This is a genomic window from Streptomyces sp. (assembly GCF_031181705.1).
Classification (GTDB): domain Bacteria; phylum Actinomycetota; class Actinomycetes; order Streptomycetales; family Streptomycetaceae; genus Streptomyces.
This window is the reverse complement of the sequence record NZ_JAPSKN010000034.1, coordinates 1-13,393: the sequence shown is the minus strand read 5'-3', so window position 1 is coordinate 13,393 and position 13,393 is coordinate 1. Positions and strand designations below refer to the sequence as shown.

The 13,393-nt window shown below is 73.0% G+C and carries 9 protein-coding genes and 1 pseudogene; 8 read left to right on the top strand and 2 right to left on the bottom strand.

What is annotated here, in order from left to right:
• Positions 1-1,071: pseudogene (locus RIN80_RS09820) on the top strand (dihydroxyacetone kinase); the annotation flags it as partial.
• A gap of 51 nt (positions 1,072-1,122) precedes the next feature.
• Here RIN80_RS09820 and RIN80_RS09815 read toward each other — a convergent pair.
• Together RIN80_RS09815 and RIN80_RS09810 are read right to left on the bottom strand one after the other, a co-directional pair.
• Positions 1,123-4,089, bottom strand: coding sequence for a tetratricopeptide repeat protein (locus RIN80_RS09815; protein WP_309095146.1), 2,967 nt, complete (start codon positions 4,087-4,089; stop codon positions 1,123-1,125).
• Positions 4,086-5,924 (bottom strand): HSP90 family protein, encoded by a 1,839-nt coding sequence (locus RIN80_RS09810; protein ID WP_309095145.1) that lies wholly within the window; start codon positions 5,922-5,924, stop codon positions 4,086-4,088. Before RIN80_RS09810 ends, RIN80_RS09815 begins: the two co-directional genes overlap by 4 nt.
• A 186-nt stretch (positions 5,925-6,110) precedes the next feature.
• On the opposite strand from RIN80_RS09810, the gene RIN80_RS09805 reads away from it, so the two are divergent.
• The 7 genes from RIN80_RS09805 to rnc form a co-directional block, all read left to right on the top strand.
• Positions 6,111-9,362 carry a helicase-related protein gene (locus RIN80_RS09805; RefSeq protein WP_309095144.1) on the top strand — a complete coding sequence of 1,084 codons (3,252 nt, stop codon included), beginning with the start codon at positions 6,111-6,113 and terminating at the stop codon, positions 9,360-9,362.
• 113 nt (positions 9,363-9,475) lie between these two features.
• On the top strand, positions 9,476-10,063 hold the full coding sequence (rsmD, locus tag RIN80_RS09800; RefSeq protein ID WP_309095143.1) for a 16S rRNA (guanine(966)-N(2))-methyltransferase RsmD: 588 nt from the start codon (positions 9,476-9,478) through the stop codon (positions 10,061-10,063).
• A 26-nt stretch (positions 10,064-10,089) separates the two neighbouring features.
• Positions 10,090-10,569: a pantetheine-phosphate adenylyltransferase gene (gene coaD / locus RIN80_RS09795; protein ID WP_309095165.1), complete on the top strand. Its 480-nt coding sequence runs from the start codon at positions 10,090-10,092 to the stop codon at positions 10,567-10,569.
• A 121-nt stretch (positions 10,570-10,690) separates the two neighbouring features.
• Positions 10,691-11,725: an ATP synthase F0 subunit B gene (locus RIN80_RS09790; protein WP_309095142.1), complete on the top strand. Its 1,035-nt coding sequence runs from the start codon at positions 10,691-10,693 to the stop codon at positions 11,723-11,725.
• A 128-nt stretch (positions 11,726-11,853) separates the two neighbouring features.
• Entirely contained in the window at positions 11,854-12,507 is a 654-nt protein-coding gene (locus tag RIN80_RS09785; protein WP_309095141.1) for a YceD family protein, read from the top strand.
• Between the two features lie 2 nt (positions 12,508-12,509).
• On the top strand, positions 12,510-12,683 hold the full coding sequence (gene rpmF, locus RIN80_RS09780; RefSeq protein ID WP_007493396.1) for a 50S ribosomal protein L32: 174 nt from the start codon (positions 12,510-12,512) through the stop codon (positions 12,681-12,683).
• A 7-nt stretch (positions 12,684-12,690) separates the two neighbouring features.
• The coding region (gene rnc / locus RIN80_RS09775; protein ID WP_309095140.1) for a ribonuclease III at positions 12,691-13,393 on the top strand (703 nt) is incomplete at its 3' end.

Genomic DNA, 13,393 nt, shown 5'->3' with positions numbered 1-13,393 from the left:
GTCGGCGCGGTCGGTCCGGGGGCGTCCGGTGGGCCGGGCCGCACGGCGGACGCGGGGCACGCGCGCGTGGAGCCGGCCGGTGACGCCGTCCCGGTCTGTGCGCACCCCGACGAGGGCACCGGCCCTGCCACCGTGCCCGAGCAGGACGGCCCCGCCTTCGAGGTGATCTACCTCCTGGAGGCCGAGGACGCGGCCGTCGCGCGGTTGCGGCGACGGCTCGACGCCCTCGGGGACTCCCTGGTCGTGGTCGGCGGCGACGGACTGTGGAACGTGCACGTCCATGTCGACGACGCGGGCGCCGCCGTCGAGGCCGGAATCGAGGCCGGGCGCCCTTACCGGATCCGGATCACGCACTTCGGCGTCGGCGACGCGCACACCACGGGCGCCGAGCGCGCGCCCCGGGAGCGGGCGCAGCGCGCCGTCGTCGCCGTCGTGCCGGGCGAGGGCCTGGCCGGGCTGTACGCCGAGGCCGGCGCGACCACCGTGCTCGCCCGCCCCGGGGAGCCGCCCGCCAGCGGCGAGCTCGTCCAAGCCGTACGGCGGGCCCACGCGCGCGAGGTCGTGCTGCTGCCGAACGACGCCGAGCTGCGCCACACCGCCGCGGCGGCCGCCGAGCAGGTCCGCGCGGAGGGCGTCCGCGTCGCCCTCATCCCGACCCGCTCGGCGATCCAGGGCATCGCGGCGCTGGCCGTGCACGAGCCGGAGCGCCGCTTCGACGAGGACGTCGTCTCGATGACCTCGGCCGCCGGCGCCACCCGCTACGCCGAGGTCACCGTCGCCGAGGCCCAGTCCTGGACGATGGCCGGCATCTGCCAGGCCGGTGACGTCCTCGGCCTGATCGACGGTGACGTGGCCGTGATCGGCTCGGACGTCACCGCCACCGCCGAGGCCGTCCTGGACCGGATGCTCGCGGCCGGGGGCGAGATGGTCACGCTGGTCCTCGGCGACGACGTCCCCGACTCCGTCGGCGAGCACCTGGAGGGCCGGGTCCGCGAGGGCTATCTCGCCGTCGACACGGTCGTGTACCGGGGCGGACGGCAGGGGGCCCTGCTCCTCATCGGCGTCGAATAGGCCCAGCGAGGCGGGTGCCCGGGCGCTTCGGTCCCGGTCCTTCGCCGCGCTTCAGGCCCGGTCCTCCGCCGCGACGCGGAGCAGGTGCTCGGCTTCCGCCCGCCGGGCCCGGACCGCCTCGCCGGCAGCGTCGTCGACCGCCTCCTCAAGGCCCGTACCCCCGGCGTCGGTCCCGTCGTAAGCCTCGTACGCCGCCAGCACCCCACGCGCGCGTGCCCTCGCCTCGGTGAGGCGGCCCAGCTCGATCTCCAGCCACCCCGCGGTCAGTTCGGCGGCGGTGCGGCTGTGCAGGACGCCGTCCCCGAGGGAGGCGAACACCTCGGCCGACCGCAGCAGTTGGGCCAGGGCCTCCTCCAACAGGGCCGGGGGCGGGGCATCGGCGTCGCCCTCGCCGGCGGACCGGGCCAGCAGGTCACCGAACTGGCGGTGGGTGTGGCCGAGTTCCTCGACGAACCCCCGCCGGGACGCCTCGTCGGCCGCCGCGTCCCGCGCGGTCTCGCACTCCCGGAGCGCCTCCGCCATGAGCAGGCGCGCCGCGGCCGTGCCGTCCTGCGTGCGCAACGCAAGCCAGGCGCGGGCGCGCAGGGAGCGGACCAGGCCGTGGGGGTTGCCGAGTGTCCGCCACAGGTCGCCGGCGCGCGTGTAGGCCCGCTCCGCCTCGGCGGCCAGTCCCGCCTGCCCGAGGGACTCCCCGGCCAGGTGCGCGAGGGTCGCGTGGTCGTGCTGCTCGGGCCAGGTGCGGGCGATCCCGGCGGCCTGCAGGCGCCGTTCGGCGGCCGCGCGGTGCTCGCCGAGTTCGCTCAGGCAGTCGCCGAGCCACCACATCGTCTGCACGACCGCCCCGTCGCCGTGCGTCTCGGCGGTCAGGTCGGGCAGCGCCGACTCCAGCACCTCCGCCGCCTCGGCCCACCGTCCCTGCCGCAGCAGGAAGCCGCCGAGCTGCTGCCGCGCCCAGGCGCCGAGGGTGGCGCTCTCGCCCGCCTCGTCGGCCCAGTGCGCGGCCTCCAGGGCGTGCTGCGCGGCCTCCGCGACCTCGTCCCGGCCACCGAGGAGCTCGGCGAGCTGGAGGTGCAGCTGGGCCCGCCCGGGCGCCTCCAACTGCGCTCCACCGTGCTCCAGGGCCGCCCGCAGCGCCCGTTCCGCCTCGGCCATGTCGCCGAGGTGGTGCGCCAGGGACGCCAGCCGGGCCTCGTACTCCACGGCGAACCAGGGCAGGCCAGCCGCGACGAACGCCGCCGCGCCCCGCGCGAACAGCTCCACAGCCGCCGCCAGGTCTCCCCGAAGCCCCGCCAGCTCGGCGAGCATCGCCTGCGCCTCGGCGGCCCGCGCGGCCAGCCGCACGTCCTGACCGGTGCGCCCGTCGACGAGCGCCAGGACCTCGCGCACGGCGGCCTCGGCCGCGCCGTGCACCGCGCTTGCCGCGGACCCCTCCGCCGCGTGTGCCCGGCGCAGCAGGACCCGCGCCCGGCCCATCAGTACGGCCGCCGTCTGCCGCGTCCCCGTGCCGCCGTCGGCGTACAGCGCGAGGACCTCCTCGTACGGCCCCCGCACGGCCGCGACGGCCTGGGCGATGTCGCCCCCCAGGGCACGCACGTACGCCGCACGCGCGCGTGCCGCCAGGGCCTCGCCGGGGTCGCCGGCCTCCGCGTACAGCCCGGCGGCCCGTTCGAAGAGCGCGGCACCCGCCGGGCCGAGGCCCATCGCCTCGTGGTCGGCGATCTCGGCCCGGTCGCGCGGGTCCAGCTCGACGCCCTCGGCCGCCCGGGCGACCGCTGCCCAGGCCTCCATGGCGTGCGGTTGCAGGTGGTTCGACAGCCGGCGTGCCTCGGCCAGCAGGGCGGGCAGGTCCGGCTCCCCGGCGACGGAGGCCGGGACCGGCGGGGGAGCGGGCGCCGGGGCCGGCCCGACCGACCGCACCCCCAGCGGCAGCCGATCGGCCAGCGGCTTCTGCGCCATACGCGCGCGTGCCCGCTCGCCGACGCGGGTCGTGCCGTTGCGCTCGTCGAAGCGGGCCGCCAGCGCGAGGGCCTCGGCACGCGCGTGTGCGGCCAGTTCCCGGGCGGTCCACTCCCGTCCGGCCGGGCCCGGCACCCGCCGGTCGCCGAGACCGAGCCCGGTGAGGCGGTCCATGAGCAGGGTCACCGCGCTCAGGAAGTCCAGCCTGCTCTGCGGCTGCCCGTCGTCCGTGAAGTACGCCGGCCGCTCCGCGAGCAGTTCGAGCCCCCGCGCCTCGTTGCCGGTCAGCGCGCAGAACTCCACGTGCTCCGCGTAGGCACCGCGCATGCTCTCCATCGCCCGTACGAGCCGGAAGCCGCGCAGATGGTTGGCCCGGGCCTCGTCCCTGCGGCCCAGCCGCAGCAGCGGCACCAGGGAGGACGCCAGGACCGTGTGCGGCTCGTGGGCGCAGGTGTACCGGCCCTCCAGCACCGGCCGCCACAGCTCCAGGGCCTCCTCGTCCCGCCCCAGCTCGGCCTGCCACCAGCCCTGCGCGTGCAGCTCGCACGCGTGACAGTCGGACATGGCGTCCCGGTCGGCGGCCAGCCACGCGGCGTACGCCCGCTCCGCGCGCGCCACGTCCCCGACATGCGCGGCCACACTGTGCTCGGCGCTGCGCACGGCCCCCTCGGAGTACCCGGCGAGCCGGTAGCGGCGCTCCATCTCGCCGAGCCATCCCTCGATCGACGCGAGCGGGATGTGCGGCTGGTCGAGCATGCCGGACGACACCCACTTGAAGACCCAGTGCAGGGAGTGCGCCTCGAACTCGTCGAAGTCCTCGGGCCGTTCGTCCCACAGGCGCAGCAGGCGCGCGAAGGGAACGAACATCTTCCCCTTCTCGGAGCTGTAGTTGTAGACCTTCACCTGGTGGCCGAGCGCCTCGATCACGGCGAGCGGTACGTTCAGCTGCTCGGCCGCCGCCAGCAGTTCCTCCGCGCGCGCGTTGCGGGCCGGTCCCTCCGGCCGCTCGGAGTTCTCCGCCATCGCCTCGCGCAGGGCGTCGAGGTCCGTGATCCCGCTCATGCCTGACCGTCCTCGCTGTGCGTGGCCCACTCCAGCAGACCGATGAACGCGCGGTTGAGCAGCGCCGAGTCGGCGGGGCTGAGCGGGCGCCGCGCCATCAGCAGCGCCTGCCCGTACAGCGACTCCGTCGCCGTGCCGATGAGCTCCGCGTCGGGCAGGGCGCTGATCCGCCGCACGAGCGGGCTGAGGTGGTTGAGCACCAGACGCGCGCGGGGCGCGCTGCCGCGCAGGGACCCGAGGATGCCCGCCCACAGGTCGTCGGCCCGCGCCTCGGCGTCCGCCCGGGCCTGCTCGTGCCGTGCGTCCCGGTCGTCGAGGTGCAGCGCGGGCACGGACAGCGGGTGGAACGCCCGCAGGACGACGTCACAGCCGAGCGGGTCGAGCCGGGCCCGCGCGGCGGCCAGGAAGCCGGACAGGGCCAGTTCCTCGGCCGGGTCGACCGCGTCCAGGTGCGCGGTCACCGTCTCGGTGTCCAGCTCGGCGACCACGGTCCCCGGCCGCACCGACGGCAGTGCCCGGACCAGCTCGCCGTCGTAGGTGTAACCGCCGTTGATCACGCCGATGCCCTGCGCGGACGCGATCGGCGCGACCTGCCGGTACTCCTCCACCGTCCGCGTGAAGTGCACCACCGGGTGCCGCTGCGCGAACTCCTCCAGCGACAGCCGCCCGTCGGTCGTCTCGAAGGGCAGCCACGGCAGCATCGTGCGCAGCATCTCCCGGTCGTGCCGGGCCAGGGACCTCACGCCCAGGTGGTGCACCGCCAGGAACGCGGCGAGCCGTTCCGGATCACCGGCCGCCAGCCCCGTCAGCCACGCGCGGATGCGCTCGCCCAGCGCCTCCCGCACGGCCGCCAGCGTCTCGTCCTCGTACAGCGCCTCGCGCGAGGCAGTCGGCCGCAGGCTGTCCGTGTCCAGCACGCAACGCACGAAGAACGCCCAGTCGGGCAGCAGCTGTTCGGCCCGCTCGGTCAGCAGCATGCCCTTCAGGTGCACGCGATGCCCCGCGCGCCGCGCCGGGCTCACCGCGGCCGGCAGCACGTACGCCACCCCGCGGATGCCCGCCAGCGGCACGGACAGGTCGATCGTGTCCAGCGGCGCGAAGCCGAACAGGTCCTGGCAGTGGCGGGCCAGGGCGACCCGCCGGGCGGCCGGGCCCGGGTACGGGCGGTCCCAGGGCGCGGGCAGGTCGGTGACCGCCTCGTCGCCCACCCGGACGTCGTACGGCAGCAGCGAGCCGAAGTCCCGGGCCAGGGCCTCGACCCGCTCGGGGGCGAGCCACTCCGCGGCCCCGGCCCGGGCCACCAGGTGCACGGTGGTGCCCGGTTCGGGCCGCTCGGCGTCCGGCAGCGTCCGCACGGTGTACGAACCGTCGTCGGACGCCGTCCACTCCACCGGCGGCGCCCCGGGCGTACGGGCGCTGCGGCTGACCACCCGGATCCGCTCGGCGACGACGAAACACGCCAGCAGGCCGATGCCGAACTGCCCGAGGAAGTCGGACCTGGCCTCCTGGAGGCCCTCGGCCCGCTTGGAGCTGCGCCCGATCGTGGCGAGCAGGCTGTGCACGTCCGCCTCGGTGAGCCCCACGCCGGAGTCCTCCACGCGCAGCTCGCCGTCTGACGCGTGCAGCCGGACCCGTGCCGGAGCGCCCGGTTCCGCCGCGCGTCTCGCGGTGATCGCGTCCACGGCGTTCTGCAGCAGCTCCCGCAGGTACACCTTGGGACTGGAGTAGAGATGGTGGGAGAGCAGGTCCACCAGACCACGCAGGTCGACCTGGAACGTATGAGGTGACCGGGGTGACGGGGACGGCTGGGATGCCTGTGAGGTGTGGGAGTCCATCTTCACGGCGCCGGTGGGGGCTCGCGACGGCGCGGGGTCGGGCGGCCCCGAGGGAGCGGTGACCGCGAAAGAGGGCCGGGAGCGCGTCATCCTAGGCCCCGGACCATCCGTCTGACCAGGGATTTCCGGGACCTTTACGACGATCCGGCCGAGGCCTTGAGGCCATTGTCAGTGGCGTGGTGTGCAATGGATCTCGTGCCCGCACTGGAAGAACCGCTGCAACAGCCACTGAAGTCGGTGCTCGGCCCCGCCACCGCGAAGGTGATGGCCGAGCACCTCGGCCTGCACACCGTCGGCGACCTCCTCCACCACTACCCGCGCAGATACGAGGAGCGCGGCCAGCTCACCCACCTCGCCGACCTCCCGATGGACGAGCACGTCACGGTGGTCGCCCAGGTCGCCGACGCCCGGCTGCACACCTTCGCCTCCGCCAGGGCCCCGCGGGGCAAGGGCCAGCGCCTGGAGGTCACGATCACCGACGGCAGCGGCCGCGTCCAGCTGGTCTTCTTCGGCAACGGCGTGCACAAGCCCCACAAGGAGCTCCTGCCGGGCACGCGCGCCATGTTCGCCGGCAAGGTCTCCGTCTTCAACCGCCGCCTGCAACTCGCCCACCCCGCCTACGAGTTGCTGCGCGGCGACCCCGACGAGCCCGGCACGTCCGTGGAGACCTGGGCGGGCGCCCTGATCCCGATCTACCCGGCCACCGCCAAGCTGGAGTCCTGGAAGATCGGCAAGGCACTCCAGACGGTCCTGCCCACGGCCCGGGAGGCCGCCGACCCGCTCCCGGAGAGCCTGCGCCGAGACCGCGGCCTGATCCCGCTCCCCGAGGCCCTCCTCAAGATCCACCGCCCGCACACCAAGGCGGACATCGAGGACGCCCGCTCCCGTCTCAAGTGGGACGAGGCCTTCGTCCTCCAGGTCGCCCTCGCCCGCCGCCGCCACGCGGACGCCCAACTCCCCGCCGTCCCCCGCGAACCGGCCCCCGACGGCCTCCTCACGGCCTTCGACGCCCGCCTGCCCTTCACGCTCACCGAAGGCCAGCAGCGTGTCTCCCGCGAGATCTTCGCCGACCTGGCCACGGACCACCCGATGCACCGGCTGCTGCAGGGCGAGGTCGGTTCGGGCAAGGCACAGCCCCTCGACTCGCTGGTGCTCACGCCCACCGGCTTCCGTCCCATGGGTGATCTGCGGGTGGGCGACGAGGTGGTGGTGCCGGACGGGGACATCGCCCTGATCGACGGCGTCTTCCCGCAGGGGGAGCGCGATGTGTGGCGCCTGGTCCTGTCCGACGGGAGTTCCGTCGAGTGCGACGACGAGCATCTCTGGATCGTCGGCACGAGCCGCGGTGGGAACCGTGGTCAGGCTCCCGGGGTCATGACGACCCGGGAGATCCGTTTCGACACGCTCCAGGCCGACGGGTCCTCGAAGTGGTACATCCCGCCGGCGAAGCCGGTCGATCTCGGCGGCGACGCCGGGCCGCCCCTCGACCCGTACCTGCTCGGGGCGCTGTTGGGGGGCGGTTCGTTCCGGCACGATCTCCGTCTTTCCACCATCGACGACGAGATCCGTGATGCGGTGGCGGCGGCAGTGGCGCCCGAATGCCGGCTGGTGCCGGTGAGGGGCTCGTACCGTGACTGCACGATCCAGCTCGAGCAGCGTGCCGGAGGCGTGCGCAACCCGGTGATCCAGGTCCTGCGCGAACTGGGCCTCTGGGGAAGGACCCCCCACGACACGTTCGTCCCTGAAACCTTCAAGAACGCTCCGATCAAGGACCGTCTCGCCGTGCTGCAGGGACTTCTGGACACGGACGGCACTGTCCAAGCCGACGGCATGAGTGTTTCCCTCCGCCCGGCTTCGCGCCGGCTCGCGGAGGACGTCGCATGGCTCGTACGTTCGCTGGGCGGCCGGGCGCGGGTAGCGCCGGAGAAGGCCGCGTACGACGTGCAGGTGTCCCTGCCGGACGATCACGCCCCGTTCCGGCTCGCCCGCAAAGCGGAACGCGTGCGTCCGAGGCCGGAGTACACCACGTTCCGACGCGGCATCCGGGCGGTCGAGTACGTGGGGCGCAAGCCTGTCCAGTGCATCAGCGTCGCCCACCCGAGCCATGCCTACGTCACCGACAACTTCACGGTCACGCACAACACCATGGTCGCCCTGCGCGCCATGCTCGCCGTCGTCGACTCCGGCGGGCAGGCCGCGATGCTCGCGCCCACCGAAGTGCTCGCCCAGCAGCATCACCGGTCGATCGTCGAGATGATGGGCGAGCTGGCCGAGGGCGGCATGCTGGGCGGGGCCGAGCAGGGCACCAAGGTCGTGCTCCTCACCGGCTCCATGGGCATGGCCGCCCGCCGCCAGGCGCTGCTCGACCTGGCCACCGGCGAGGCCGGCATCGTCATCGGCACGCACGCGCTGATCGAGGACAAGGTCCAGTTCCACGACCTGGGCCTGGTCGTCGTCGACGAGCAGCACCGCTTCGGCGTGGAGCAGCGCGACGCCCTGCGCGGCAAGGGCAATCAGCCCCCGCATCTGCTCGTCATGACGGCCACGCCCATCCCGCGCACGGTCGCCATGACGGTCTTCGGCGACCTGGAGACCTCCGTCCTCGACCAGCTCCCGGCCGGCCGTTCCCCGATCGCCAGCCATGTCGTCCCGGCCGCCGACAAGCCCCACTTCCTGGCCCGCGCCTGGGAGCGGGTCCGCGAGGAGGTGTCCAACGGCCACCAGGCGTACGTGGTCTGCCCCCGCATCGGCGACGAGGAGGACGACCCGAGGAAGTCCGGGAAGAAGAAGCCCGCGCAGTCCCCGGAGGACGCCGCCGACAAGCGCCCGCCGCTCGCCGTCCTGGACGTGGCCGACCAGCTCTCCAAGGGCCCTTTGAAGGGTCTGCGCGTCGAGGTCCTGCACGGCCGCATGCACCCCGACGACAAGGACGCCGTCATGCGCCGCTTCGCCGCCGGCGACACCGACGTCCTGGTCGCCACGACGGTCATCGAGGTCGGTGTCAACGTCCCCAACGCCACCGCCATGGTGATCATGGACGCCGACCGCTTCGGCGTCTCCCAGCTCCACCAGCTGCGCGGCCGTGTGGGCCGCGGCTCGGCCCCCGGCCTGTGCCTCCTGGTCACCGAGATGCCCGAGGCCAGCCCCGCCCGCCAGCGCCTGAACGCCGTGGCCTCCACGCTCGACGGCTTCGAGCTCTCCCGCATCGACCTCGAACAGCGCCGCGAGGGCGACGTCCTCGGCCAGGCCCAGTCGGGCGCCCGCACGAGCCTGAGGATGCTCGCGGTCATCGAGGACGAGGAGATCATCGCGCAGGCCAGGCAGGAGGCGACGGCCGTCGTCGCGAAGGACCCGGAGCTGACCGGCCTCCCGGCCCTCCGGACGGCCCTGGACGCCCTCCTGGACGAGGAGAGGGAGCAGTACCTGGAGAAGGGGTGAGGGGACCGCCCCTCCCGCAGGGGCGCGGGGCTGTACCTCATATGCGGCTACCGCCGCGCGGGCGCGACCAGCCACACTGATACGGAAAAGCCGTCCACGACCGAGGACCGAAGATGACCCGCGTGATCGCCGGCGCAGCCGGCGGACGTCGCCTGGCCGTACCCCCAGGCACCGGCACCCGCCCCACCTCCGACCGCGCACGCGAAGGACTGTTCTCCACCTGGCAGTCCCTCCTCGGCGGTCCGCTGGACGGCGAGCGCGTGCTGGACCTCTACGCGGGCTCCGGCGCGGTCGGCCTGGAGGCGCTGTCGCGAGGAGCGGGCCACACCCTCCTGGTCGAGGCCGACGCCAGAGCCGCCCGCGTGGTCCGCGAGAACGTGAAGAACCTCGGCCTCCCCGGCGCCGAGGTCAGAGCGGGCAAAGCGGAACAGATCATCCGCACCGCACCCCCCGGCGACCCGTACGACCTCGTCTTCCTCGATCCCCCGTACGCCGTCACGGACGACGATCTTCGGGAGATCCTCCTCACACTCCGCTCGGAGGGCTGGCTCGCCGAGGAAGCCCTCGTCACCGTGGAGCGCAGCACCAGAGGCGGCGAATTCCGGTGGCCCGGGGGTTTCGAACCCCTCCGGTCCCGTCGCTACGGCGAGGGAACGTTTTGGTACGGTCACGCCGCCTCTACGTGCGAAGACGCACGATGACCGGACCGGAGAGCGAGGGATCACAAGTGCGCCGCGCCGTCTGTCCCGGGTCGTTCGACCCGATCACCAACGGACACCTCGACATCATCTCCCGCGCCTCCAGGCTGTACGACGAGGTCTATGTCGCGGTGATGATCAACCAGGCCAAGAAGGGCCTGTTCGCGATCGACGAGCGGATCGACCTGATCCGCCGGGTCACCGCCGAGTACGGCAACGTCCGCGTCGAGGCCTTCCACGGCCTGCTCGTCGACTTCTGCAAGCAGCGCGACATCCCCGCCATCGTCAAGGGCCTGCGCGCGGTGAGCGACTTCGACTACGAGCTGCAGATGGCCCAGATGAACAACGGCCTGTCCGGGGTGGAGACCCTCTTCATCCCCACCAACCCCACCTACAGCTTCCTGTCGTCCTCCCTGGTCAAGGAGGTGGCGACCTGGGGCGGCGACGTCTCCCACCTGGTGCCCGCCGAGGTCCTCCAGGCCCTCGGCGAGAAGCTGCGGAAGGACTGACCGCGCCCCGGTCGCTCCCCGGCCACCTGACCACCCGTCACCCGGTGTCCACCGAGTACCCCGTGGCCGTACAGTCGTCCCGTCCGTCTCCAACGCATCTGTAGAGAGTGGCGAGCACACGGTGGACGTGCAGAAGAAGCTCGACGAGATCGTCACCACGGTCTCCGGCGCCCGGTCCATGCCCATGTCGGCCTCGTGCGTGGTCAACCGCGCCGAACTGCTCGCGATGCTGGAGGAGCTGCGCGCGGCGCTGCCCGACTCCCTCGCCCAGGCCCAGGAGCTGATCGGCGGCCGCGAGCAGATGGTCGAGCAGGCCCGCCAGGAGGCCCAGCGGATCATCGAGAGCGCCCACGCCGAACGCGGCTCGCTCATCTCCGACACCGAGGTCGCCCGCCGTTCCCAGGCCGAGGCCGACCGGATCCTCGCCGAGGCCCGCAAGGAGGCCGAGGAGATCCGCGCCGAGGCCGACGAGTACGTCGACTCCAAGCTCGCCAACTTCGAGGTCGTCCTCACCAAGACCCTCGGCTCGGTCGGCCGCGGCCGCGAGAAGCTCCTCGGCACCGGCCCAGGCACCGACGAGCAGGGCTACCAGGACGAGGACGCCCCCGAGCGCAGCCACGACCCGGAGACCCAGCGCCGTACCGCCGACGAGTACGTCGACGCCAAGCTCGGCGCCTTCGAGGCGGTTCTCGCCAAGACCCTGGAGGCCGTCGGGCGCGGCCGGCAGAAGCTGCACGGCCGGATCGCCACCGACGACCTCGGCGCCCTCGCCGACGACACGAGCACGGTCCAGCACTCCAGCGACGCCGACTACCTCGCCGGCCTGGCCGCCGAGCAGCCCTCGGCCGAGCGGCCCGCACCGCAGGAGGACTACGCCCAGCCCCAGCCTGCGTACGGCTACCAGCAGCAGCCCGACCCTTACGGCGGCTACCCGCAGCAGGCCTACGCGGCCCAGCCGGACCCTTACGGCTACCAGCAGGCCGACCCCTACGGCTACCAGGGCTACGACCCGCAGCAGGCCGCCTACGGCCCGGACCAGGCGCAGCAGGGCCAGAGCCAGCAGGGGTACGCCCTCGACGAGACCAGCCTCTTCGACACCAGCATGATCAGCGCCGAGCAGCTGCGGGCCTACGAGCAGGGCCGCGGCCAGGGCTGAGCACCGGATTGGGCCGACAGCGAAAGGTCCAGTACCCTGGTTCTTCGGTCGCGCATACGTCCGCGATCACTGCTGCCCGGGGACACCGCCGGTCAGCGTTCCTCTGAGCTCGAAGATCGAAAGCAGGAATGGCTCTGAACGCCCGCCTCGACCACCGCAACCCCCTCGTGTTCGACACGCACGAGCTGGGTCGGCGGCCTGGTGCGCTGCAGCGCCTGACCCGTACGGTCGACGCTCCCCAGGACCTCGGTATCAAGGGAGTCATCGGAGTGCCGGAAGGCGCCCCGGTGGAGCTGGAGCTCCGTCTGGAGTCGGTCATGGAAGGGGTGCTCGTCACAGGCACCGCCCGTGCCACGGCCGAGGGGGAGTGCGTAAGGTGTCTGGAGCCGCTTGAGCAGCAGCTCGAAGCGGACTTCCAGGAGATGTTCTCGTACCCTGACGCCGACGACCGGGGCCGTGTGATCGCGGAACCGGGCGACGACGCCGAGGACGACGAGGACAGGCTCTTTCTCGAGGACGGCCTGTTCGACCTCGAGCCCGTGCTGCGTGACGCGGTGGTGCTCGCACTGCCGATGCAGCCGGTGTGCCAGGAAGACTGCCCTGGTCTGTGTGCCGAGTGCGGCGCACGGCTGGCGGACGACCCGGACCACCACCATGACGCCGTCGACATCCGTTGGGCGGCATTGCAGGGACTCGCCGGCACCATGTCGGACGGCGAGAAGGACGAGATGAGCGGCGGCGCGCCTCAGTCAGCACGCGCCGACGAGAAGCAGGAGAAGTAGCCGTGGCTGTTCCGAAGCGGAAGATGTCGCGCAGCAACACGCGCCACCGCCGGTCGCAGTGGAAGGCTGCGGTCCCCACCCTGGTTGCGTGTGAGCGCTGCCACGAGCCCAAGCTGCAGCACATCGCGTGCCCGTCTTGCGGCACCTACAACAAGCGCCAGGTCCTCGAGGTCTGAGCGGCTGGTGAGAGGCACTGTGTCCACGCCTAAGAACAAGTCCTCCCGCGTGAGCGGGAGCCCGGCGGACAACCAGGCCTCGTCCCACACGCTTCTGGAAGGGCGGCTCGGCTACAAGGTCGAGTCCGCCCTTCTGGTGCGCGCACTGACCCACCGGTCGTACGCATACGAGAACGGCGGTCTGCCGACCAACGAGCGCCTGGAGTTCCTCGGGGACTCCGTCCTCGGCCTCGTGGTCACGGACACGCTGTACCGCACCCACCCCGACCTGCCAGAAGGCCAGCTGGCCAAGCTGCGGGCCGCGGTGGTGAACTCGCGTGCGCTCGCCGAGGTGGGCCGCGGGCTCGACCTGGGCTCCTTCATCCGGCTCGGCCGCGGTGAAGAGGGCACGGGCGGGCGGGACAAGGCGTCCATCCTCGCCGACACCCTGGAAGCGGTGATCGGCGCGGTCTACCTCGACCAGGGACTGGACTCGGCGGCGGAGCTGGTGCACCGCCTGTTCGACCCTCTGATCGAGAAATCCTCCAACCTCGGAGCCGGCCTGGACTGGAAGACCAGTCTCCAGGAGCTCACCGCGACCGAGGGGCTCGGCGTCCCCGAGTACCTGGTCACGGAGACCGGCCCCGACCACGAGAAGACCTTCACTGCTGCCGCCCGCGTCGGAGGCGTCTCGTACGGCACCGGCACCGGCCGCAGCAAGAAGGAGGCGG